The 22,397-nt window shown below is 68.9% G+C and carries 19 protein-coding genes; 12 read left to right on the forward strand and 7 right to left on the reverse strand.

The annotated features are described in order from the left end of the window. The first annotated feature begins 150 nt into the window (after nucleotides 1–150). From EP757_RS42345 to EP757_RS42355, 3 genes are all read left to right on the forward strand, one after another. Entirely contained in the window at nucleotides 151–1,446 is a 1,296-nt protein-coding gene (locus EP757_RS42345; RefSeq protein ID WP_127553952.1) for a hypothetical protein, read from the forward strand. A gap of 61 nt (nucleotides 1,447–1,507) precedes the next feature. After that, entirely contained in the window at nucleotides 1,508–2,461 is a 954-nt protein-coding gene (locus EP757_RS42350; RefSeq protein ID WP_255435390.1) for a beta-ketoacyl-ACP synthase 3, read from the forward strand. Between the two features lie 89 nt (nucleotides 2,462–2,550). Next, entirely contained in the window at nucleotides 2,551–4,167 is a 1,617-nt protein-coding gene (locus EP757_RS42355; protein WP_174262499.1) for a SulP family inorganic anion transporter, read from the forward strand. Nucleotides 4,168–4,170: 3 nt separating this feature from the next. Here the strand turns inward: EP757_RS42355 and EP757_RS42360 are convergent, their stop codons facing one another. From EP757_RS42360 to EP757_RS42380, 5 genes are all read right to left on the reverse strand, one after another. Continuing rightward, on the reverse strand, nucleotides 4,171–5,121 hold the full coding sequence (locus EP757_RS42360; RefSeq protein WP_160166032.1) for a LuxR C-terminal-related transcriptional regulator: 951 nt from the start codon (nucleotides 5,119–5,121) through the stop codon (nucleotides 4,171–4,173). Nucleotides 5,122–5,834: 713 nt separating this feature from the next. Further along, nucleotides 5,835–6,329: an N-acetyltransferase gene (locus tag EP757_RS42365; RefSeq protein ID WP_127553956.1), complete on the reverse strand. Its 495-nt coding sequence runs from the start codon at nucleotides 6,327–6,329 to the stop codon at nucleotides 5,835–5,837. 225 nt (nucleotides 6,330–6,554) lie between these two features. After that, nucleotides 6,555–10,247, reverse strand: coding sequence for a S8 family serine peptidase (locus EP757_RS42370; protein ID WP_160166033.1), 3,693 nt, complete (start codon nucleotides 10,245–10,247; stop codon nucleotides 6,555–6,557). A 171-nt stretch (nucleotides 10,248–10,418) separates the two neighbouring features. After that, a complete protein-coding gene (locus tag EP757_RS42375; RefSeq protein WP_127553958.1) occupies nucleotides 10,419–10,622 on the reverse strand; it encodes a cold-shock protein in 204 nt (67 codons plus the stop codon). Between the two features lie 210 nt (nucleotides 10,623–10,832). Then, the gene (locus tag EP757_RS42380; protein ID WP_127553959.1) at nucleotides 10,833–12,095 is read right to left on the reverse strand and encodes a PP2C family protein-serine/threonine phosphatase; all 1,263 of its coding nucleotides are present in this window, start codon (nucleotides 12,093–12,095) and stop codon (nucleotides 10,833–10,835) included. A gap of 275 nt (nucleotides 12,096–12,370) precedes the next feature. Between EP757_RS42380 and EP757_RS42385 the strand changes: the two genes are divergently transcribed. The 4 genes from EP757_RS42385 to EP757_RS42400 all read left to right on the forward strand — a co-directional run bounded on the left by EP757_RS42385 (nucleotide 12,371) and on the right by EP757_RS42400 (nucleotide 15,829). Further along, complete coding sequence (locus EP757_RS42385; protein WP_127553960.1) at nucleotides 12,371–12,922, forward strand: dihydrofolate reductase family protein; 552 nt, start codon at nucleotides 12,371–12,373, stop codon at nucleotides 12,920–12,922. A 209-nt stretch (nucleotides 12,923–13,131) separates the two neighbouring features. Next, nucleotides 13,132–13,803: a hypothetical protein gene (locus EP757_RS42390; protein WP_127553961.1), complete on the forward strand. Its 672-nt coding sequence runs from the start codon at nucleotides 13,132–13,134 to the stop codon at nucleotides 13,801–13,803. Then, on the forward strand, nucleotides 13,800–14,996 hold the full coding sequence (locus EP757_RS42395; protein WP_127553962.1) for a PrsW family intramembrane metalloprotease: 1,197 nt from the start codon (nucleotides 13,800–13,802) through the stop codon (nucleotides 14,994–14,996). Before EP757_RS42390 ends, EP757_RS42395 begins: the two co-directional genes overlap by 4 nt. A 356-nt stretch (nucleotides 14,997–15,352) precedes the next feature. Then, nucleotides 15,353–15,829, forward strand: a complete 477-nt coding sequence (locus EP757_RS42400) for a DUF4279 domain-containing protein (protein WP_127553963.1) — start codon at nucleotides 15,353–15,355, stop codon at nucleotides 15,827–15,829. Between the two features lie 106 nt (nucleotides 15,830–15,935). On the opposite strand, the gene EP757_RS42405 is transcribed toward EP757_RS42400, so the two are convergent. Beyond that, a complete protein-coding gene (locus tag EP757_RS42405; protein ID WP_127553964.1) occupies nucleotides 15,936–16,445 on the reverse strand; it encodes a DM13 domain-containing protein in 510 nt (169 codons plus the stop codon). A gap of 299 nt (nucleotides 16,446–16,744) precedes the next feature. On the opposite strand from EP757_RS42405, the gene EP757_RS42410 reads away from it, so the two are divergent. The 4 genes from EP757_RS42410 to EP757_RS42425 are packed head-to-tail and all read left to right on the forward strand — an operon-like array spanning nucleotide 16,745 to nucleotide 20,438. After that, complete coding sequence (locus EP757_RS42410; protein ID WP_232050289.1) at nucleotides 16,745–19,135, forward strand: nitrate- and nitrite sensing domain-containing protein; 2,391 nt, start codon at nucleotides 16,745–16,747, stop codon at nucleotides 19,133–19,135. 19 nt (nucleotides 19,136–19,154) lie between these two features. Then, the gene (locus tag EP757_RS42415) at nucleotides 19,155–19,568 is read left to right on the forward strand and encodes a roadblock/LC7 domain-containing protein (RefSeq protein WP_127553965.1); all 414 of its coding nucleotides are present in this window, start codon (nucleotides 19,155–19,157) and stop codon (nucleotides 19,566–19,568) included. After that, nucleotides 19,565–19,891 carry a DUF742 domain-containing protein gene (locus EP757_RS42420; RefSeq protein WP_127553966.1) on the forward strand — a complete coding sequence of 109 codons (327 nt, stop codon included), beginning with the start codon at nucleotides 19,565–19,567 and terminating at the stop codon, nucleotides 19,889–19,891. Before EP757_RS42415 ends, EP757_RS42420 begins: the two co-directional genes overlap by 4 nt. Next, nucleotides 19,875–20,438 (forward strand): ATP/GTP-binding protein, encoded by a 564-nt coding sequence (locus tag EP757_RS42425; RefSeq protein ID WP_127553967.1) that lies wholly within the window; start codon nucleotides 19,875–19,877, stop codon nucleotides 20,436–20,438. Before EP757_RS42420 ends, EP757_RS42425 begins: the two co-directional genes overlap by 17 nt. Nucleotides 20,439–20,441: 3 nt before the next feature. Here EP757_RS42425 and EP757_RS42430 read toward each other — a convergent pair whose 3' ends face one another. Then, entirely contained in the window at nucleotides 20,442–21,437 is a 996-nt protein-coding gene (locus tag EP757_RS42430) for a glycoside hydrolase family 5 protein (protein ID WP_232050290.1), read from the reverse strand. 178 nt (nucleotides 21,438–21,615) lie between these two features. On the opposite strand from EP757_RS42430, the gene EP757_RS42435 reads away from it, so the two are divergent. Then, the gene (locus EP757_RS42435; RefSeq protein WP_127553968.1) at nucleotides 21,616–22,368 is read left to right on the forward strand and encodes a response regulator transcription factor; all 753 of its coding nucleotides are present in this window, start codon (nucleotides 21,616–21,618) and stop codon (nucleotides 22,366–22,368) included. The last annotated feature ends 29 nt before the right edge of the window (nucleotides 22,369–22,397 follow it).

Here is a 22,397-nt window from a genome sequence, read left to right on the forward strand (position 1 = left end):
CGACCGGGTTCGCTGGACACCATCCTGGATCTGACGTCGTCCCGCGGCATGCGGACAAGCCGCTGCCACTGACGGTCGACAAAAGTGCGACGGCCCGGAGCTCGATGAACTACGCCGAAGACGAATCCGGGCGTTTGGCACACTGCAGCCATGACACAGGACGTCACCGGCGCCGTCGCTCGATATGCGCGACGGTTTCACGCAACGGTCGGCGATGGGCATCATGTCGCCTCGCCGCTCGGGGCATGGCTTCTGCTAGCCCTGTGCGCCTCGGCGAACGACGGCGCGACGAGCGACGGCTCGGCTAGCAACGCCGCGACAAGCGACGGCGGGACGAGCGACGCGCTGACCGACGTGCTCGGCATGGACGCGAAGGCCGCCGCCGAGACTGCCGCGATCTTGCTGGATCAACCGCATCCCCTGGCGCCGTCGGCCGCGGCGACCTGGCACCGGCCGGGCGCCGACACGGACCGGCTGCGGCACTGGTACTCGAGCCTGCCGGCACAGGCCCGCACCGGGCCGCTGCCGGAGCAGGCGCTGCTCGACGCATGGGTGCGGGAACACAGCCTCGGCCTGATCGAGGAGTTCCCGCTGAACGTGACGCCCGATGTGGTGCTCGTGCTGGCCGGGGTGCTGGCGACCCGGGTGTCCTGGGAGGATCCGTTCGACGTCGCGCCCGGGTCCGCGCTGGGGCCGCAGAGCCCGTGGGCCGGCCGGCTGAGCCACGTGCTGAGCAGCCCGTCGGCCGGGCACGTGACGTTCATCGCCACCACCGAGACGGTGGGCGACGTCATCGTGCACGCCGCCGACGCCGGGTCCGGCACCGCGGGGCTCTCCGTCGTGTCGGTCGCCGCCGCGCCGGAGGTTCCGTACGGTGACGTGCTCGCCGTCGCCCACGAGATCGCTCCCGCCGTCCGTCACTGGGCCTCGGCACGCCGGGTGTCGCTGTTCGACCTGCCGGTGGGCGAGACCGCGCTGTGGAGCATCCGCGAGGACCGCGAGCCCACTCGAGCCCTCGACGGCCGGGAGGAACGGCATCGGGCGCTGCTGCCCTGCTGGGCGGCCGACGGGAACCACGACCTGAGCGACCCGTCACTCGGATTCCCGCTCGCGGCCCGGGTGCTGGCGCCGCTGCTGGGCCACCCCGATCTGGCGTTCGAGGCCCGGCAGTCTGCGGTGGCCCGGTACGGCCGGTACGGTTTCGAGGCGGCCGCCGCCACCGGATTCGCCGCCGCCGAGAGCGAACCCGCGGACGGCGTGGTGCGAACGGCGGATCTGCGGTTCGGGCATCCGTACGCCGTCGTCGCCATCGCGACGGACATCGAGTTCAGAGCCGGCGCCGGCCCTGTGCGGGGGCCCTGGCATGGGCTTCCGGTGTTCTCCGGATGGGTCAGCCGGCCGGACGACGTCCCGGACGACGAGGCCGCGCCTGCTCCGGACGCTTAGTTACCGGTGAGGAACCAAACGTTCTGAGTGCACCCAGCAGGGCATGCTTGGATGCCTTGCTATGGCCACCCCTTTGCAGCACCGCGCCGGACACTCCGGGTCACGCATCCTGAGTGTCGCCACGTACCGCCCACGGACTGAGGTGGGCAACGAGCCGATCGCCGCCCTGATCGACTCGAGCGACGAATGGATCCGCCGCCGCTGCGGCATCGAGTCGCGCCGGCGTGCCGCACCCGACGAGGGCCTGGTCATGATGGCGGCGGCGGCTGCCTCCAAGGCGCTGGCCGGCGCAGGCGTCGATCCGCGCGACGTGTCGGCCGTCCTGGTGGCGACGATGTCCCACCGCGGCCGGGCTACGACCGCCGCGCCCCTGGTGGCGGACGCGCTGGGTGCCACCGCGGCGGCGGCGATGGATCTGGGAGCGGCGTGTGCCGGATTCCCGTACGCGCTCGCGACCGCCGACGCGCTCGTGCGCGGCGGCACGGCCGGCCACGTCGTCGTGGTCGGCGCCGAGCGCATGACCGACCTCATCGACGAACGCGACCGCAGCACGGCGTTCCTGTTCGGCGACGGCGCGGGCGCGGTGGTCGTCGGCCCGTCGGAGACGCGCGGCATCGGCCCGGTGGTGTGGGGCGCCGACGGTTCGAAGAGTGAGGTGCTGCGGTACGACGAGGCGGGCATCCTGCGCATGGCCGGCCCCGAGGTGTTCCGCTGGGCGACCTCCGTCGTTCCCGACGTGGCCAGGCGCGCGCTGGACGCGGCGGGTGTCTCCGCGGACGACCTCGCGGCCTTCATCCCCCACCAGGCGAACCTGCGCATCACCTCGGCAGCCGCCAAGGCCCTGGGTCTCGGCCCGCACGTCACGGTGGCCACCGACATCATCACCAACGGCAACACCGGCGCGGCTTCCATCCCGCAGGCGATGGCAGCCCTGCCCGACACGTCGGGTCCCGCACTGCTGGTGGGCTTCGGCGCCGGCTTGGCGTACGCGGCTCAGGTCGTCACCTTGCCCTGACGGCGAGGGACGTCGCACACGCTTCCGGCAGGGCGGTTTCATTCGCCGCGGATGGGGTGCGGGATGCGGTGGGCGTTGAAGATCGGGCGGTGAGAAGACTGGGCAAGGACGCCGTCGCCGGGGTGGTGCTCGGCGTGGAGAGTGTCCCGGACGGTCTGGCGTCCGGCCTGCTCGCGGGCGTGAACCCGCTGGCCGGCCTCTACGCCTACATGTTCGGGACGCTAGGCGGTGCGGTCTTCACCAGTTCGGCGTACATGGCCGTCCAGGGAACCGGCGCCATGGGCATCATCGTCGCCGACGTCCCGGCGGTGCACGGCGCGAACGATCCGGCGAAGGCGCTGTTCACCCTGGCGATGCTGACCGGCGTGATCATGGTGGCGGCCGGGTTGCTGCGGCTCGGGTTCGTGCTGCGGTTCGTGCCGAACTCGGTGATGGTCGCGTTCCTCAGCGCCGTCGGCGTCAACATCGTGCTCGGGCAGCTGTCGAACTTCACCGGCTACGAGGGCAACGGCGTCAACCGGGTGCTGCGCGCCCTCGACACGATCCTGCATCCGGGCCGCCTCGATTGGCAGTCGGTGGCGACCGGCGCGGCGACGATCCTCTTGATTCTTCTTTTCGAGAGGACCCGCATCGGTACGTTCGGACTGGTCGTGGCAGTCGTGATCACTTCGATTGCGGTCCCGCTGCTGGGCTGGACCGGGGTGCGGGTCGTCAACGACATCAGCGAGGTCCCCAACGCGCTGCCCACTCCGGTGCTGCCGGACTTCGGAATCATCCCCGCGCTGCTGATACCGGCCCTGGCGCTGGCGTTCGTCGGACTGTTGCAGGGCGCCGCGATCTCCGCGGGGTTCCCGAACCCCGACGGCAAGTACCCGGATGCGTCCCGCGACTTCATCGGCCAGGGCGCCGGCAACCTCACTTCCGGGATCTTCCAGGGCATGCCGGTCGGCGGTTCGGTGTCCGGGACGAGCTTGAACCGGGCCGCCGGCGCGCGTTCACGACTCTCGCTGATCATCGCGGCGGTGGTGATGGCGATCGTGGTGATGGCGTTCGCCGACGTGGTGGGCCAGATCGTCATGCCTGCTCTGGCGGGCCTGCTGATGCTGATCGGTCTGCGTACCGTCAAGCCTGCTTCTCTGCAAGCGGTGTGGAGAACCGGCTCGATCCAGAAGGCCGTGCTGGCCTGCACGTTCACGCTGACCATGCTGATCCCGCTGCAATATGCCGTGCTCGCCGGGGTGGGCCTCGCGGTGATCCTGCACGTGATCCGCCAGTCGAATCAGGTGACCATCAAGCGGTGGCAGCTCGACGACGACGGCAACGTGGTGGAGACCGATCCGCCCGCCGTGCTGTCCGCCGATGAGGTGGTGGTGCTGCAACCGTACGGAAGCCTCTATTTCGCCGCTGCCCGCGTCCTCGAAGATCAGCTGCCGGCGCCGTCCGAGGGCAACTCGGTGGTGATCATCCGGCTGCGCGGGCGGGAGCAACTCGACACCACGTTCCTCGGGGTGCTGCGCCGCTATGCCGAGGCGCTGCGGGCCGACGGGAGCAAGTTGATGCTGGTGTCCGCTACTGATCGGGTGCAGAAGCAGCTGCGGGTGGCTGGCCTGACCGATCTGATCGAGGTGTACAGCGGCGACGAGCGGGTCGGCGCGTCGACACGGCGTGCCTACGACGACGCGATCGCCTGGATCCACCGGGGCTGACTCTCACACCCATCGTTTGCGGGCGGCGACCCATCCGAGCTGCACCCGGCTGTCGACCCGCGCCTTCGCCATCAATTGCCGGATCCTTCGATGCACGGTACGCAGGGACAGCCCGAGCTGACCGGCCACCGCCTGATCCGTCAGTCCCGCCAGCAGAAGCCCGAGAACCTGCCGATCGAGGTCGTCGAGGTCGCCGGGGTGGTCCTCGCCGATCGGCAGCGGAACCGCCCGTTCCCACTCGGTCTCGAAGAACGCGATCAGCACCGCCAGCAGCCCGCTGCGGTGAATGAGAATCGACGCCGGCGACTCGGGCCGGTCGGTGCGCAGCGGCAGAAAAGCCGTCTCCTCGTCGACGATCATCATCTTGACCGGTACGACGTCGACGACCCTGATCTGCTGCCCGGCGGCGAGACTGGCCCGCACATCGGTGACCATCTCGGGCGCCGCGAGTGCTCCCCGGTCAAGCAGTGCCCGATAACGAACACCGCGTCGCAGCGCCTCCCGCTCGGCGGTGTTCTCCCGGTGCGGGACGATCGTCAGATTGGGCACGACCATGGACCGCACCTCATGCCGCGCGGCGTCCTGGATCTGCAGAAACCGCCGCCGCACGGTCTCCCGGTCGGTGAGCACCTCGACGACGTCGGCCGGCGGCCGCGCGGTCCGATAGTCCTCGGCGAGCGCGGCGACGGCCAGTTCGGCGGCGCGCAGGTCGGCCTGCCGCTGGTGGATGAGGGCACCGAGCGACAGCGCGGGTGGGGCGGGCACATAACCGATCGCCCCTTCGTCACCGACAAGCCCCCGCTCGAGGAGCCCGTCGAGCGCCGCCCGGATCTCGGCGCTCTCCCTGCCGATGTGTTTCACCAGGTCGTCCAGGGTGGCGGCCCGAAGAGTGACGAGGTGCCGGTACACCTCTTCCTCCGCCGCCCCGACCCCGACCGGTTCCAGTATGGACACGAGCTGACAGTAGCGCTCCCACCACTCCTCCAAGCCTTCGCTGAGCGCCATCTCCTTTCTCCTCCCAGATCTTGGGCGACTTCACACCTAGCCAGTTGCAAACCCCCGCTTGGCGTCGCCTCCTTCCCCCTCTCCCCTCTCTCTCCCTCTCTCCCTCCCTCTCGGATCTTGGGTGAACTCGCACCTCGGGGTGGCGAGGATCGCTCAAGATCCGCAGGCGGCTCGGGCCGGCGTTCGGGCGATCGTGGAGACTTGAGACTTTGTGGAACATCGAGGGTGCTCCGGGCCCCACGACCTTCCACCAATCGGCCGCGCCGAAGCGAAGGGCGCGACCAGCCGTGACACCGAGCGGCGAAGCGCCGGCCAAAGCTGATACGACAGCGCACTGCGGTCCACCGTGTGCGGCGAGGACGGCTACCTGAACGGGCCCACCACGTGCGGCGACGACCACTACCTCAACAACCCACCACGCGCGGCAACGACCACTACCTCAACAACCCACCACGCACTCCGATGACGGCCGCCCGAAAGCCCACGCCGACCGTCGCCCCTTTCCCAGATCTTGGGTGACTTCGCACCTCGACGAGTCAAAGATCGCCCAAGATCTGCCGGCAGCGGCGGCGGGTCATGACGGCGGGGGCCGTACTACTTCATGTCAGGCGCACCTTAGAAGAGCAGGCCGGCCGGCGTTGAGCGCGCCGGCCGGCCCCTGACTACCGCTCCGCCCGGCGAGGCAGGTAGTAGTTCACCAGCGGCAGTCCGGTGAACCCGACTGCTTCGTAGAGGGCGCGCGCGGGTGCGTGCCCGGGATCGCCGCCGGTTCCCACGTTGATCAGGGCGAGGCCCTGGTCGGTGAGTCGCCGGATGGCGAATTCCATCAGGGCTCGGCCGTGACCGCGACGCTGATGTTCCGGGTGCACGGCGATCATCTCGATGATCCCCAGTGACTCTTCGCGGTCCTGGCGGAGGACGACGAAACCGGCCGTGACGCCGTCATCCGTGTTCAGGACGAAGGCGTCGTCCGCGAGGCAGCACGTCCGGACGGCGGCGGCTTGCGCGGTCCGCCAGTCCGGGCGGTACATCAGGTTGAAGACAGTGGATCCGAGGACGTTCTCGAACGAGACGAAGACCGGTTCCCAGGCGAGCAGGGACAGGTCGACGACGGCTTGCACGTCGGCTGCGATGAGCGGACGGATGTGCGAGGGCATGCGGATGCTCCGTTCCATGGCGGCGAAAGGACGCAGGAAGCGGCGGAGCACCGTGGTGACGGATGCTCGCCGCTCAGGAGCGGCGGGTCCGCCCGGCAGCGGCGCAGAAGCAGATGAAGGTCATGGGGCGCAGGCTAGCGCGGACGGCCGTCCGCGGCGAGCCGATTTGCGGGGGCAGAACGGCCCCGGGCGGGGGGATGCCCGGGGCCGTTCCTCTTCACCGCGCTAGGAACGAATTCCGTAGGCGCGGGTGATCTCCTGGCGGATGGTGTTGCCGGCGGTGTCGCGGGCGGTCGCTCGCAGGGTGACGAATCCGGACAGAGGGGCGGGGAAAGTCGCGGCCCATCCCGAGCCGGACCGGCGAAGCGACGCCTTCTTCCAGGTCGCGCCGTCGTCGAAGGAGACGTCCAAGGTCGCCGTCGTGATGCGGCCGGCACCCACGGCGCCGGGCAGGTGGGACGGTGTCAGGGTCAGTGACTGCCTGCCACCACGGGCGTAACCGGCCAGGTCGGTGACCACGCCGTAGTCGAGTTGCAGCAACGGCATCGTCTCCTCGTCGGCCACGGCCGGACGGGACACGACGTCCCAGACCGTGTGTGTGGCAGGGGAGAACGGGTAGGCCGACGGATCACGGCCGGCCTTCAGGTCGAGCGTGTACTTCGAGGCGCCCGCCGGATCCTCTTCCAGCGCCGCCATGGCCCACTCCGACTCCTTCAGCAGCGAGCCGTCGCGCGACACGGTGAACCGCAGCGTGTCGCCCCACTGCTGATACCCGGCGTGCCCGTGACCCCCGTCGGCCCACGGCTGCACGTTGAAGGCCATGTATCCCTGGTAGCGGGTCGACGACCAGAACGGCGCGTTGTTGCGGGGGCGGATCACCGGCCCGAAGAAGTTCACGGTCTGCCGGCTGCCCGGCTTGTAGGTGTGGGTTTCGCTGACCGACACCAGTTCCAGGTTCGCGCCGCCGACGGCGTCCTCCGCCCACGCGGTGCCGGGCTGGGCGGACACGTAGTCGGTGCGGGTGGACGGGAAGTCGAGGGCCATCTCGTAGCCGACCGAGTAGGGACGGTACGGCCGGTAGTCCCACCGGAACTCGCCGCCGCGCCGCTTGCCCGATCCGTGGTAACGCATGTCGACGACGGCCAGTTCGCTCGCCTTGGGGCGGTAGGCCAGCGATGACGGCACCCGGCCCGGATGCGGGTCGACGAGGTCGTAGACGTACGGCGAGTTGGGCGACCCGGTGACGGTGAGGCGCCCCATCCGAGAGATCAGCGCCTGGCCGACCCGAGCGGTCAGGCCGAGCACCGGAATCGGCACCGAGGTCCCGTCGTCCTTGCCGACCCACTCGTGAAGCTTGCCGGGCCCGTCGTTGACGACCATCAGCAGCGCAGCGCCGGCCGCGGCGGCGTTGGCGGCCCGCTCACTTCCGGTCAGGCCGGCCGACCGGGTCACGATGACGACCTTGCCGCGCACGTCTCTGCCCGAATAATCGGATATAGAACCTGTAGGAAGATATATCGTTTCCAACCGTGCGGTGCCGTCGTAGAGGCTGGAACCGGGCTGACCGAGGAAGTCCTCGACGCCGGAGACGGTCAGCAGTGGCCGGCTCTTGCGCCACCGGGTCTCGAACTCGAACGAACCCCGGGTGACCGGCGCGGTGGGCAGCGCGTACATGGTGTCGACCCACGGCGGCAGCAGGTATTGATCAGTGAACACGCTGGTGTCGCCGTCGGTGCGGTGCCAGTTCAGGTAGAGCGCCCGATCCTGGGTCACCTTCGGCACGGTCGCGGTGGCTTCGCGGGCCTGGCGAGCGTCGAGGACCACCGTGCGATCGCGGTCCAGAACGATCTCCGGTGCACCGAGCTGGGTCATGCCGATCGAATCCGGTCCGTGGCTGCCGGAGGTCTGCAGATAGGTGACGCCGCTGTAGACACCGGACCGCAGCCGCAGGGTCGTCTTCCCGTCGTACGCCACGATCTCCGGGTCGATCTCCCCGAACCGCTGCAGAAGCAGGTATCCGCTGGCGGCGGCACCGGCCCGGTCCTTCACGTCGAGCGTCAGGTCGTGCCGCTCGTCCTCGGCGTAGAGACCCAGCTGAGTGCGAACGCCACCGGCCTTGATCTCGCCGAGGTAGCGCCGCCCGTCAGCAGCCTGCTCCGGATGGGCGGTGACGGTCACCGACGCGGTCCCCTGTGCGGGAACCACGACCGTCGAGGCGGAGAGGGTGAACATCCCGGGAGCCGGGGTTCCCGCATCAGCGCCGGGGTCGGTGTCATAGGGACCGCCCGCGACCGAACCGGAGACACCGAGGTCCAAGGTCACCGGCACGTCGCCGCTGTTGCTGTAGGTGACCTCACGCGAGATCGGCGCCGGTGACGGGTGCGGCCAGCCGACGAAGCCGAAGTAGACACTTCCGGTGGCGGTGATCGACGAGGTGATCCCGGCCTTGACGTCGACCCGGCCCGCGCCGATCTCGTACGCCGTCCCGCTCACCGCCGCGGCACTGCTCATCAGCGCGTTCTTCAGTTCCTGTGCCCGCCACTGCGGGTGCTGCCCGGCCAGGATCGCCGCGGCGCCGGCCACGTGCGGCGTCGCCATCGAGGTGCCGCTCATGGCCTCGTAGCCGCCGCCGGCCTTCGCCGCCACGATGTCCACGCCCGGGGCGGCGATGTCCGGCTTCAAGCCGTAGTCACCGAACCGCGGTCCCGCACTGGAGAAGTAGGCCCGCTGATCCGCCGAGTCGACGGCCGCGACGGTGAGAGCGGCGTCGGCGGCGCCGGGCGAGCTGATCGACGCCTCGGCTCCGACGTTTCCGGCGGCGATGACGAACAGGGCGCCGGTCTGCGCGGTCAGCCGGTTCACCGCGGCGCTCATCGGGTCGGTGCCGTCACTCGGCATGTCCCCGCCGAGGCTCATGCTCACCACGCGGGCCCCTTGCGCGGCGGCCCACTCCATTCCGGCGATCACCCACGAGTCGTCGCCGGACCCTTCGTCGGACAGCACCTTGCCGATGATCAGGTCCGCTTCCGGTGCGACGCCCTTCTCGGTTCCACCCGATTCCGCTCCGCTTCCGGCGACTGTCGACGCGGTGTGCGTACCGTGCCCGTGCCCGTCCTCGGCGCTCTCACCGGGCACGAAGCTCGTCGCGGTGCTGACGCGTCCGGCCAGGTCCGGATGATCGAGGTCAGCACCGGTGTCCAGCACCGCCACTTTCACACCCTTGCCGTCGAGCCCTGCGGCCCACGCTGCCGGCGCGCCGATCTGCGCGGTGCTCTCGACCAGGTCGGTGCGCACCTTGCCGTCGAGCCACACCTTCGCGATCCCGGCGCTCGCGGTGACGTCTTCCCAGGTCCGCCGGGCTTCGCGCTTGGCCGCTTCAACTGCTTGTCCTCGTACGCTGGGAAGCGCCCGCTTTTTGACGGTCCCCGCCGGAACCGGGCCCGCCGATCGGGTGTAACCGACGATGAGGGGTGTGCTGTCCGCGTGCCGGTCGTCGTAGCCGTCCCGGATCAGCATGCTCACGTTGAACAGCCGCCGGTCAACCCGGTCGTCGGCGAGATACGGCAGCGCCTCGTCGGGGATGACGTAGAAGTCGTCGCCGATGGTCTGGGCGTGCACCCCGCCGCGGGCCCCGTCGGGACGCTTCACGTCGGTGGCGTACCGGCCACCACCGACCTCGGTGACGGTGACCCGGTCCCCGGTGATCAGGGTGACGGTGTGCGAGGCGCCGGCAGCAGCAGGGGCCGCGCCGCCGGGGACGGCACGAGTCGCCGGGACCGCGCCGCCGGGGACGGCACGAGTCGCCGGGACCGCGCCGGCAGCGACGGCCGGGGTCGCCGGCATCGTCGACAGCAGCGTCAGGCCGGCCAGCGCAAGAGCAAGACGGCGTCGTGCACGCCGCGCGTGTGGCAAGGGCATGCCGGTGTTCCTACCGGCCGGCACCTGCCCAGCAATAGATCCGTCGATGGCCGAACACTGCCATGGCAGTGATCAGACATCCCGCGCGCAGAAGTGAAATCGACGTCGATCGAAGCGGAAATGCCAACGACGGCCCGCTGAACCAGTCGGGCCGCCGTCAGCGGTATGGGATCAGATCACGCGAATGTTCTCGGCCTGCAGGCCCTTCTGGCCCTGGGTGATGTCGAATTCCACCCGCTGGTTCTCATCGAGGCTGCGGAAACCGCTCGCCGAGATCGCCGAGAAGTGGGCGAAGACATCCGCGCCACCGTCGTCCTGGCTGATGAAACCGAAACCCTTGTCGCCGTTGAACCACTTCACGGTGCCTGTAGCCATGTCTGTTCCTTCGCAAGCTGTCGGAATCCGCACTGTGCGGACTCTGCCGCCGCCGCGTTGATCCCCGCGTCTGCTCGACGCGGAAACGAAAAAGCGCCTGCATGGGTCCAGATAACCCATCAGGCGCCGAAAACGTCTACGGAAATCAAAACTGCAACACGGGAACCGTAGCACAGAAATGCGGTCACCGACCGATACCGAGACGGGTGATCAGGCGGTGGCGGTTCCGGCCGAGGTGCCGAGGGGTGCCCTGTTGTCGGCTTCGGGCAGCTCGGTGTCGGAGTGCGCCGGCGCCGGGGTGATCCACTGGGCGAGCAGCACCGTCGCGTCGTCCTGCAGGCAGTCGTCCTGGTGCTCCAGGATCGCGTGAACCAGCCGGCGAGTGGTCTCCGGCAGGGGGAGCTGATCGGCGATGGCCTTGACCGTGAAGTCGATGAGCCGTTCGATCCCGAACGGCGTGCCGTCGTGGGAACGGGCCTCGGTGACGCCGTCGGTGTAGAGCAGGACGTGGTCGCCCGGTTCGAGGGCCTCCTCGACGACGACCGGCGGCCGGTGATGACCGAGCGATACGGGCAGGGCCGTCGGGGTCGGCAGCACCTTCACCGCCTTGCCCTGGCGCACGACGATCCCGCCGGGGTGCCCGGCGGAGATCACCCGCAGCATGCCGGTGCGCTGGTCGAGTTCGGCGAGCACCGCGGTGATCAGGCCGAGCCGGTCGTGGTCCTGCACGGCCCGGTCGATGCGGTGGTAGGTGCCGGCCAGGTCGAGGCCGGCGCGGCGGGCGTTGCGGTAGGCGGCCAGCGCGAGCGAGACCAGCATCACCGCCCGCATCCCGCCGGCGGAGCCGTGGCCGACGGCGTCGAACAGCGCCAGGTGGGCGATGTCGCCGTTGACGGCGTAGTCGAAGGCGTCGCCGCCGACGTCGTAGCACGGTTCGAGGATTCCGCTGATCATCAGGTGGCCGGTGGAGAAGGTCAGCGGTGGCAGCTGGGCGCGGAGCATCTCCGCTGCCAGCAGCATGGGTTCGCGGCGGCGTCGCCGTTCGATGGTGTCGCTGTAGAGGCCGCGGGTGACGATCAGCTCGGCCAGCAACGCCGCGACGGTGGCGCAGTCCTCGGCCGTGGACGGGCCGGCGGGGCCGTCCAGGACGGCTTCGATCACGCCGAGGCGTTCGGCGCCGTTGATCAGCGGTGTCCACAGTCGCAGGCCGCCTTCGTCGGTGTCGCTGCGACAGACGGCGACAGTGCTGTAGGCGCGCCCCGGGAGGGTGCCGTCGATCATGATCGGGTCCCGGGCCGGAGCGTCCCCGGCCAGCAGTGGCAGCAGTTCCCGCTGCTGGTGATCCACCAGGTAGATGATCATGGAGGTGGCGCCGACGAGCGGAGCGGCTCGCATCGCCATCTGCGGAAGGTCGTCGGGCCGCGCGTGGTGCGACTGCCGCAGCAGCCGGCCCAGCGCTTCGATCCCACCCACGCTCAACCTCCTCGACGCCGTATCGCACGCAGTGTGCCGCACCGGGGCCGCTCACGCCGAATGCGAGGACCGAATGCGCGGGCCGGATGTGTCTCCTTGTTGGTCAGGCCCTGAGCGGCGAGGCCGGCGATCTGCGCCTCCTGCTGCGTCAGCGTGTTACGGCCTTAGGTGCCGGGCTGCGGGGAAACGCCCGCGGCGCGGAGTCGAAGGATGTCGGATCCGCGGCTCGTCGTTCGTAGTACATCTGATGCGAACGACCATTGAGGGGTGACGGCATGGGCAGGCTGACATACGTGACGAACGTGTCGCTGGACGGCTACATCGAAGACGACGAGGGCGGGATCAACTGGTTCCCGCTCGGCGACGAGGTGTTCGCGTTCCACACGTCGCTGCTGCGGTCGGTGGGGACGCTTCTCTACGGGCGGCGCCTGTACGAGACGATGGCCGTCTGGGAGACCGACGCCTCGCTGGCCGCGCGGTCCGATCTGACGGCCGACTTCGCCGGCGCGTGGCAGGCGGCGAGCAAGGTCGTGTACTCGACGAGCCTCGACGCGGTCTCCACGGCCGATACCCGGCTCGAACGCCGTTTCGACCCCGCCGAGGTGCGCGCTCTGAAGACCAGCGGCGATCTCACCGTGGGAGGCGCCGAACTGGCGGCGCGGGCGTTCGAGGCCGGGCTGGTCGACGAATGCCGGCTGATCATCGTGCCCGTCGTCCTCGGCGGCGGTAAGCCGGGGTTGCCGGCCGGGGTGCGCGTCGATCTCGACCTGATCGACGAGCACCGGTTCGGCAACGGTGTCGTGCAGTTGCACTACCGCGTCCGGTAGCGCCCAGGTCCTCATTCGGTCAATGCGGCCCAGGAGACCGCCCGGTCGATTCGGCGGGCGGTCAGGTCCTCCCCGCGGTCCGGCTTCGCGTGCGCGACCCGGCGGGCTTCACCACCGTTCGTCAGTGACTGTTAACTCAGCGGAAAAGCACGTGGTCAACTGGCTGCTAGCCTCGTGATCACTTCTCGCTACCGGGTCTGGAGAGACACATGTCAGTGCTGTATTCGGCGGATCACGCCGACAGCGAACGGCGGTGGCGAGCCGCATGGGTGCCGGTCGACCGGCGCCTGCTGGGGCTGGACCGGCGCACACTGGTGCCGGCGGGGCTGGTCGTGCTGCTGTTCGCCGTCGCGGCGTGGATCTTGCCGGCGATCAACTCATCGGTCAGTGTCGACGATCCGATCCGCGCCGGTGACGTGCTACAGGTCGGTGAGGACGTTCAGTTTGTCCCCGTTGCCGGCGCGCGGCTGCTGACCGGGCTGCGGCAGGGGCAGCCCGATCCGACAGGTTCGTATCCGGGGACGGTCGCGGTGTCGTATCAGGGCACCGTCTTCGAAGTCATCACCGACACCTACCGTGGCACCCCGGCACAGCTGCTCGCGCAGATCAAGAAGACCAACGAGGGCTTGCGCGTCGCCGACGACGCCGGGTTCCACGTCACCGGCGAACCGGTGACGATCACCAACGAGACCGGTGACCACGGTGTCGCCGCGCATTTCGACGGCACCAACGCCGTCGGCCTGGTCGCGGCGTTCGTCTTCGGCGAGACCGGCGTCGAGGTCGAGGTCGTCGGCCCGCAGACCGTCGCCGACGGCGCCACCCAGGAGATCGCCGCCATGCTGCGGTCGGTCCGCCCGATCGGCGACAGGAGCGGATCATGACCACCACCTCCGACCCGGTACCCGTCGCCACGCACACCGCCGCCGCTGCCCGGGACGCCGCGATCGACCGGACCGGCTGGGGCAACCCCGTCGTGTTGTGGCAGCCGCGCAACGCGACCTTCTGGGTCTATCTGTTCGGTGTCGGCTACGGGCTCTGGGTCCTGGCCGGTCAGATCAATCAGGGCATCCGGCTCTACGCCCCGGCTCTGGCTGCCAGCACCGTGATCTTCGGTCTCTTCGCCGTGCTGTTCTGGTGGTTCACCGCCCGGATCGACCGGTACTCGCGCCAGCCGCTCGTCCTGGTCGTGGCGGCGTTCGTGTGGGGTGGCTTCGCCGCGGCCTGGGCCATCGCCCTGTCCGGCAACACCGCTCTGATCAGCCTGTGGGGGAAATGGTTCGGCCAGTCCTTCCAGATGGCTTTCGGTGCCGGGCTGACGGCACCGTTCTTCGAGGAACTCGGCAAGGGATCCGCGGTGTTGCTGCTGTTGTTCCTGGCGCCGCAGGTGGTCCGCACCGCTTATGACGGGTTCATCCTCGGCGCGTTCGCCGGTCTGGGCTTCGAGATCATCGAGGACATCTCGTACACCCTGAACTCGGCGGCGGAGGAGTTCGGCTCCGACCAGATGCACGCCAGTCTGAGCACCGTGGGCCTGCGCCTGCTGTCCGGGTTCTCCTCCCACATCCTGTACTCCGCGGTCGTCGGCGCGGGCATCGTCTACCTGGTCGGCACCGTGGCGCAGCGCCGCCGTCCCGGTCTCGGCATCACGCTCGTCCTCACGTCGATGGTCCTGCACGGCACGTGGGACGCCAACATCGGATTGAGCGGCGGCAACGGCCTCCTGATCGGCGGCCTCATGTTCGTCGAGATCCTGGCCTCGTTCGCGGTGGTGATCTGGGTGTTCAACCACACCGTGCGCCCCGAACGCGAAGCGATGCGCGCGGTCATGACGCCCGAAGCCGACAACGGCGTGATCACCACCGAGGAACTCGACGCCCTCGCCGGCGACCGCAAGCAGCGCCGCGCCTACCGCAAAGCCGCCCGCAGCCGCGCCGAACGCCGGAACCGCCACCACCGCCTCGAAGCGGCCCACGACCTCGCCGGCCAGCTCGCCGCCTCCGCCGGCGCCGAGACCGACCGGGTCCGCTTCGCCCGCGCCGAACTCGCCCGGCTCCGCCAGGTGCCGCAGACCTGACCCTGATCGCTCGAACAGGTCGCGGGGCCGCTCCAGTGAGAGCGGCCCCGCGGCCTTCGTAGCCGGGCCTCTCACCGCCGCCCAGCAGCTGATCAACTCTCAGTTCTCAGCGTTGATGCCGGCCGACAAAGGCAGTTCCGGGCCCACCGTGACCGGTGAGATCATCGGCCGGTCTGGACGGGAGCGCGCCGATGCCGCAGATACCCACAATCGACCTTTCCGCGGCGATCCGCCGAGACTCCCGGCGTCATCGCGCTCTGGCTGGGCCACGCCCACGTCCGGTCCACGGACCGGGGACTTCCGGTTTGATCAAATGATGCGCCGCCGCGGACCAGGACGGCTCCTATCCTTCACCGGTGCACGTCAACCAGTACGCCTACTTCGCGCTGTTCAGTCGCAGCACTTCGGCGGCCGAGATGGCAGCCGTCCTCGGGCTCGAACCCGATGAGATCACCGTCCGCGGCAGCCGTCGCACAGCGCCCAACGCCATCCCGGCCGATCATTGCTGGAAGATCGTCTGCCGTGAACCAGGGCTACGCGTTGACGAACAGGTCGCCCGCATCATCGAACGACTCGCGCCGCACACCGCGGCGATCGCCGCATTGGCCCGCAGCTTGGACACCGAGAACGGAAGGTCCGGCGCCGTTCTTGAAGTCGTGCGCTGCTTCAACGACCGGGGAGCCGAACAGCATGACCCCAGCGATGCGACTACGGAGGCCCCGAACCTGTTCGGCTGGCATCTCTCTCGGGAGGTCCTCGACTTTCTCCAGGCCACCGGAGCGGCACTGGACGTCGATGAGTACGACATGACGCCCGACCATGCCGAGGACTGAGCCTCGAACCACCATCGGGCCAACCACTTGTGGAGACCCTCGGCATCAGGTCGATCTATGCCGACATCCTCATATGGTGGTAGTAGTCCGTGCCGGTTCTCACTTCTCACCGCCGCAGGGTGGCCGCGCCGAAGGACACCGAGAAGCGTTCGCACCAGATGGTGACGCTGCGGTAGTCGCTGACGTCGACGCCGGGGTCGAGCCGGTAGACCTGGTCGCCGCGGTTGCCTTTGAGCCGGCCCGCCTCCAGATATTCGCCGTCGTCGAACACGTGCCAGCCGTCCTCACCGGGCAGCACGGGCTGGTCGGTGAGCCAGACGCGCAGGTCGGGGCCGTCGCTGGTGGCGAGGCCGGCGAGTTCGAGGCGGTGGCTGCCGTCGGTGTCGCGCACGAGGGTCGCGGTGCCGGTGGTGTCGTGTTCGTGGGTGACGAAGTCGCCGCGCGCGAGCACGGTGGGGCCCTGAGGTGCCTGTTCCGACGACTGCGACGGCTCCGGCTGTGTGGCGGTCAGCTGCTCGGTGACGGTGGCGTCGGTGAACAGCTTCCAGGGCTGGAACCAATACAGCGCGGCGACGGCGACGGCCAGGGCGGTCAAGGCGGCGAGGATACGGGTCACCCGATGCAGTCAACGCGGTCGCTGTTGCCGGGCACAACCGGATGGGCGGGCGCGGCGGCGTACGTCATCGTCTCGTAAGAACTCGGCGGCCGGACGCGCGGGGCTGCGCCTCGATTGCAGCGTCGGTAAATTCTTGCGGCCGGGTATTGACCATGGCCGCTGGAGCGCAGATTCTGGTCCGGCGGCTTCGGAGAGTGATCCTTTCCGGACCGTCCGGTGATCTTGGAGTGGACGTGGGCCTGCTTGTGTGAACGAGCACGGAAGTCCACGATCGGCAGTCTGAAGAGGAGCTGATCCGCGTGCCCGCGAAGCACTCCGGTGTCGACGGCCCCGGCGAGGCGGCACCCGCTCCCCGGCGCGGCGGCGGTTTCCCCCGGGTCCGGCTCGCGCGGAGCACGACCCGGGTCCAGCCCGCGCGGACCACGACCCGGATCCGGCTCGCGCGGACGACGACCCGCCACGGCACCGGTGGCACGATCCGCGGCCGGATCGCGCGGACCCTGGCGCTGCCGGTCGCTGTCATCTTCGCGCTGATCGGTGTCATCGCGGCCGGGGAGATCGACGACTACCGGGCCGCCGCGCAGACCGACCGCGCCGTCACCCTCGACCTGGCCGTGCTCGACCTGGTCGACGCCCTGCAGACCGAGCGTGGTCTCGCGGTCGCCGTGCTCGGCGGCACCAAGTCGTTCGCCGATGAGCTCGCCGCGGCACGGGAATCCGTCGATGCGCACCGGGCGATCGTGGAGAGCCTGATCGAGCGGGGCGGTGAGGTCGAGGACCGGGTCGCGGCGGTGGTGGCCGGGCTCGACGACCTTCCGGAGGTGCGGGCCACGCTCGACGTCGCCTTCTACGCGGCGACGATCGCCCGGCTCATCAACATCGAGTTCGGCCTGGATCGGGTCGACGACAACGAGCTGCGGCGTAACTACGCGACGCTGAGCATGTTCAGTGTGGCGAAGGAATCCGCTGCTCAGGAACGGATGCTGCTGTACGGCGTGTTCGCGGCCGGCCGGTTCGGTGAGGGACAGTTCGTGCAGTTCGTGTCGGCGAAGTCGGCCCGGGACACGGCCATTCTGGCGTTCAACCAATACGGCAATCCGGCCGCCGTACAAGCGCAGAATCAGGTTTTGAGCACCCCTGCCGGAAAGCAGGTCGTGGCCGCGGAGAATGCCGCTCTCGCCGCTGCCGACGGTCGCACGTTGAAGGTCAGTCCGGCCGCCTATTGGGAGGCGTCGGGCGCGGTGCTCGGCATTCTGCATCAGGCGGGCCGGGACATGGGCGCGGTCGCGCAGTCCAACGCCGCGAAGATCAAAGATCAGGCGACGGTACGGCTGGCAGCGCTCGTGGCGATCATGGCCTTGTCCGTCGTCGGCGCCATCGTTCTGGCCGTCGTCGCGTCCCGCCGTCTCGCCCGGCCCCTCGCGGCGCTCGCTGACGAAGCCGGGCGGATCAGCGCTGAAACACTGCCCGAGGCCGTGAACCGGGCTACCGAGGGTGGACTGGACATCCGTCCGCCGCCGGTGCGGGTGGCACCGGACGCCAGTGTCGAGGTGCGGCAGGTGGCGGAGGCGTTCGAGCAGGTGCAGAACACCGCGTACACCCTGGCTACCGCGCAGGCCCGGCTGCGGCTGGCGACCTCGCAGTCCCTGGCGAACCTGGGGCACCGCAACCAGAACCTGCTGCGGCGGCTGCTCGGGTTCATCACCAAGCTGGAGAGCGAGGAATCGAGCCCGACCGGCCTGGCCAACCTGTTCGAGCTGGATCATCTGGCGACGCGGATGCGCCGTAACGCGGAGAGCCTGCTCGTTCTCGTGGACGCGGCCGATCCGCGGCAGTGGACCGAGCCGATGCCGATCGCCGACATCATCCGGGCCGCTGTCAGTGAGGTCGAGGAGTATCGGCGGGTGACGCTGCGGCGGGTCGACGACGTACTGGTCAGCGGTCCGGTGGTCGGCACCGTCGTGCACATGCTCGCCGAGCTGATCGAGAACGGCCTGGTGTTCTCGCCGCCGGACGTGGACGTCGAGGTGCACGGGCGGATGATCGGGGACGGGTATCTCGTCGCGATCATCGACTCGGGTATCGGGATGAGCCCGGACGAGATGGAACGGGCCAATCAGCGGCTGCGCGGTGAAGGGGACTTCATCACGGCGCCCGCCCGGTTCCTGGGGCATTACGTGGTGGGCCGGCTGGCTGCTGAGATCGGGGTGAACGTGCAGCTGGCGCCGTCGCCGGTGACGGGGACGACGGCTCGGATGATGCTGCCGGCGTCGTTGATCGCCCCTGCCGCGCCGTTGGTGTCGGCTCCGGTTTCTCCCGCTGCTTCGGGTTCTCCCGCTGCTTCGGGTTCTCCCGCTGCTTCGGGTTCTCCCGCTGCTTCGGGTTCGACCTCCGCTCCATCGGCGCCGTCACGTTCCGCGCCTCTGCGGTCGGACACCATCGAGTTCGTCGTCGTTCCGGAACGGCCCACCGTCGAACTCCTCGGCCGCGAGGCGCCGCTTGAAGATGCGGGACGAACTCAAAACGGATTGCGCCGACGTACGAAGAAGAATCGTGTTTCGAATGCGGGACCGGAACCGGCGACGGAAGGCCGTTCGCGATCCGCGGTCATCGCCGATTCACCGGAGGCGTTGCGGGACCGGTTGTCCGCATTCCACGCGGGTGTGCGGCGGGCCGAAACAGGGTCTTGATACCACGGGGGGGGGATTCATGAGCACCGATGTTCAGCAGTTCAATTGGCTGCTCGGCAGTTTCGTGGCGCAGACCGACGGCGTGCGTGACGCGGTGGCGGTGTCGTCGGACGGCCTGCTGATCGCGAGTTCCGACGGCCTCGACCGCGCCGAAGCCGACCAGCTCGCGGCGATCGTGTCGAGCATGGCGAGCCTGGCCCGCAGCGCGTCACGCCGCTACGACTTCGACGGACTGAAGATCATCATGATCGAGATGCGGCGCGGGTACCTGATCGTGTCGCAGATCGAGGGCGGCAGTGTGCTCGGGGTGGTGGCCGGCAGTGAGTGTGCGCTGGGGGCGATCGGATATGAGATCTCGGTGCTGGCCGAACGCTTCGGTTCGCTGCTGACGCCGGCGCTGATCGCCGAGTCCCGTCAGCACCTGCCACGATGAGCGACCCTCTGGTACGTCCGTTCATGCTCACGGGTGGTCGAACCGAGCCCTTCTTTGACGGCCTGCGAGTCGAGACTCAGTTGAGGGCTGCCCCGGCGGCTCTCTCAGCACCATTGCGTTTCGAATCCCGGCGGATCGTGGAGTTGTGCCAGCAGCCGCGTTCCCTGGCCGACCTGTCCGCCGCTCTGCTGGTCCCGCTGGGTGTGCTGCGGGTGATCGTCGGTGACTTGCTGACCGACGGTTACCTGCGTATCGAGCACCAGCCCGACGAGCTTTCCGTAGACCTGATCGAAAGGATCCGTGACCGTGTCCGCGCCCTCTAACCCGATAGCCGTCAAAATCGTCATCAGCGGTGGATTCGGGGTGGGCAAGACGACGTTCATCGGCGCTGTTTCGGAGATCGAGCCGCTGGTGACCGAGGCGGCGCTGACTTCACGCTCGATCGGCGTGGACGATACGTCGGCGGTGTCGGAGAAGACGACCACGACGGTGGCCCTCGACTTCGGCCGCATCACCCTCGATGAAACGTTATTGCTCTATCTGTTCGGCACGCCCGGCCAGGACCGTTTCGCTTTCCTCTGGGACGACCTGGTCGACGGCGCTCTGGGCGCGATCGTGCTGGTCGACACCCGGCGCGTGGAGGACTGCTTCCCGGCGATCGAGTATTTCGAGGAGACCGGCATCCCGTTCATCGTCGGCATGAACCTGTTCGACGGCGGGCAGCGCTTCGAGGCGGAGGAGGTCCGCGACGCGCTGGGCATCGACGCCGGCGTGCCGATCGTCGAGTGCGACGCCCGCCGGCGCGATTCCGTGAAGGGGACGCTGGTCTCGCTGACCGAGGAGATCCTGACCCGCCGGGTGAGGCGGTAGCGGTCAGAGGCCCCAGCCGTAGCGGACCCGGTCGCGGCCTGAGGTGTTGCGTACGGTCAGGTCGAGGTTGGTGCCGCTGCCGCTGAGCGCGAACATCGAGTAGTAGTCGAACCCGGAGGTGCCGGTGGGTTTACCGCCGAGCGCGGGCCAGTAGGTGCCGCCCATCTGGTTGTCGCGCATGACCTGGGTGACGGCACGGATGTGGCGCACGAAGTTGTCGGTGCTGCCGGCGTCGGCGTAGTCGAGGCCGGTGGACATCGGCGCGCCGTACTCGGTGACGACGGCGCGGGAGGCACAGTTGCCGAGGCGGGTCTGGATGTGGCTGCGGAAGGCGTCGTAGGTCATCGCGCTGTAGAAGAAGGCGTAGTGGTGGAAGGACAGCAGCGTGGCGTTGAAGCGGCTGTCGTTGCAGATGTCGCGCAGGTCCTGGCTGTATCCGGTGCCGCCGATGAGTGTCCGGCCGGGCACTGCCGAGTAGTGGTAGCCGAGCCAGTTCGCGGCGACGTTGCGCCATTCCGCCGAGGTGTAGCCGTGCGGTTCGTTCATCGGCTCGAAGTAGACGTTGGTGTTGGCGCCGTAGGTGTAGGTCACCTTGGACCACATGGTGTTCCAGGCGGCGATGTTGGTGATGCGGCCGCCGGATGCGGCGCCGTCCTCCCAGTACGCCAGGATGACCTTGAAGCCGCGCGCGGTGGCGGCGTCGATCGCGCCGCGGTAGGCGTTCCACCAGGTGGTGCCGACGGTGTGGGTGTTGATCGGGAGCCGGACGGTGTTGATTCCCATGGTCGCCATGTCGTCGTAGACGGCGTTGGCTTTGGCTCGTACCGTCGCGTTGCTGTCGGACTGGCTCAGCCCCTGGATGACCAGCGGGCCGGTGCTGAAGTTGTCGCCGAGCACCGCCCAGTTCATCCCCCGGAATCCGCTGGTGGCGGCAGCGGCCGGTGACGGGATGGCGACCGCACCCACCAGCATGATCAGTGCCAGGCAACGTTTGATCATCTCTCGACTCCCGCCATGTTACGGCTGTGTTACCGAGATGTTATCGCTAACAAGAACCCTGTCAAGTGATACATGTGAATATCTGCGGCGTTGGGGCTGACCGAAGCACGCGCGATATCCAGCGGAAACAGTTCGCGTTTAGCGTTGCCATCCTCGGACGGCGTTGCGGAAGGCTGACATGAATCTTCTCCTGCTCACGGGCAACAACCTCGAGGTGCTGCCCGCACTGGACCTGCTGCCGTACACCGTCGCGGTCTCCCCGTGGGAGAACTGGACCGAGGCGGCGAAGGACCCGGGCATCGCAGCGGTCCTGGCCGACGCCTCCGGCCAGCTCAACCAGGCCCGGGCGACCTGCCGCGCGCTGCGCGCCAACGGCCTGAACGTGCCACTGATCGCAATCGTCCGCGAAGCCGGCCTCGCCGCCGTCAGCGCCGACTGGTCCATCGACGACTTCATCCTCACCACCGCCGGCCCGGCGGAGGTCGCAGCACGGCTGAGCATGGCGGTGAAGCGGCACAGCACGGAGAACGCCACGGCCGAAGACCTGATCCACGTGGGCGAGCTGACCATCGACCCGCACAGCTACACGACCAAGCTGCGCGGCGAGTCCCTGGTGCTGACGTACAAGGAGTTCGAGCTGCTGAAGTTCCTCGCCCAGCAGCCCGGTCGTGTGTTCAGCCGCGACCAGCTGCTGCGTGAGGTCTGGGGTTACGACTACTTCGGCGGCACCCGGACCGTGGACGTGCACGTCCGGCGGCTGCGGGCCAAGCTCGGGCCGCACTGCGAGACGATGATCGGCACCGTTCGCCAGGTCGGTTATAAGTTCGTCCTGCCGGGCGGGGGCCGATACGGGGTTGGTAGCGAGACGCCGGTGTCCGCCGATGACCGCTGGGACACGTCGTTCATCGAGTCGCTGGCCGTGCTTCCGTAAGCATTCGCAGGAGGTCTTCACCCTCCGTC

Origin of the sequence: Actinoplanes sp. OR16, assembly GCF_004001265.1 — a bacterium.
In the GTDB taxonomy this organism is placed as follows: domain Bacteria; phylum Actinomycetota; class Actinomycetes; order Mycobacteriales; family Micromonosporaceae; genus Actinoplanes.

What these genes read in the sequence shown, in the direction of transcription:
- EP757_RS42375 (WP_127553958.1), bottom strand. Translation starts at nt 10,622, where the DNA reads ATGGCTACAGGCACCGTGAAGTGGTTCAACGGCGACAAGGGTTTCGGT.
- EP757_RS42385 (WP_127553960.1), top strand. Translation starts at nt 12,371, where the DNA reads ATGGGCAGGCTGACATACGTGACGAACGTGTCGCTGGACGGCTACATC.
- EP757_RS42415 (WP_127553965.1), top strand. Translation starts at nt 19,155, where the DNA reads ATGAGCACCGATGTTCAGCAGTTCAATTGGCTGCTCGGCAGTTTCGTG.
- EP757_RS42430 (WP_232050290.1), bottom strand. Translation starts at nt 21,437, where the DNA reads ATGATCAAACGTTGCCTGGCACTGATCATGCTGGTGGGTGCGGTCGCC.
- EP757_RS42395 (WP_127553962.1), top strand. Translation starts at nt 13,800, where the DNA reads ATGACCACCACCTCCGACCCGGTACCCGTCGCCACGCACACCGCCGCC.
- EP757_RS42345 (WP_127553952.1), top strand. Translation starts at nt 151, where the DNA reads ATGACACAGGACGTCACCGGCGCCGTCGCTCGATATGCGCGACGGTTT.
- EP757_RS42435 (WP_127553968.1), top strand. Translation starts at nt 21,616, where the DNA reads ATGAATCTTCTCCTGCTCACGGGCAACAACCTCGAGGTGCTGCCCGCA.
- EP757_RS42390 (WP_127553961.1), top strand. Translation starts at nt 13,132, where the DNA reads ATGTCAGTGCTGTATTCGGCGGATCACGCCGACAGCGAACGGCGGTGG.
- EP757_RS42420 (WP_127553966.1), top strand. Translation starts at nt 19,565, where the DNA reads ATGAGCGACCCTCTGGTACGTCCGTTCATGCTCACGGGTGGTCGAACC.
- EP757_RS42365 (WP_127553956.1), bottom strand. Translation starts at nt 6,329, where the DNA reads ATGCCCTCGCACATCCGTCCGCTCATCGCAGCCGACGTGCAAGCCGTC.
- EP757_RS42350 (WP_255435390.1), top strand. Translation starts at nt 1,508, where the DNA reads ATGGCCACCCCTTTGCAGCACCGCGCCGGACACTCCGGGTCACGCATC.
- EP757_RS42370 (WP_160166033.1), bottom strand. Translation starts at nt 10,247, where the DNA reads ATGCCCTTGCCACACGCGCGGCGTGCACGACGCCGTCTTGCTCTTGCG.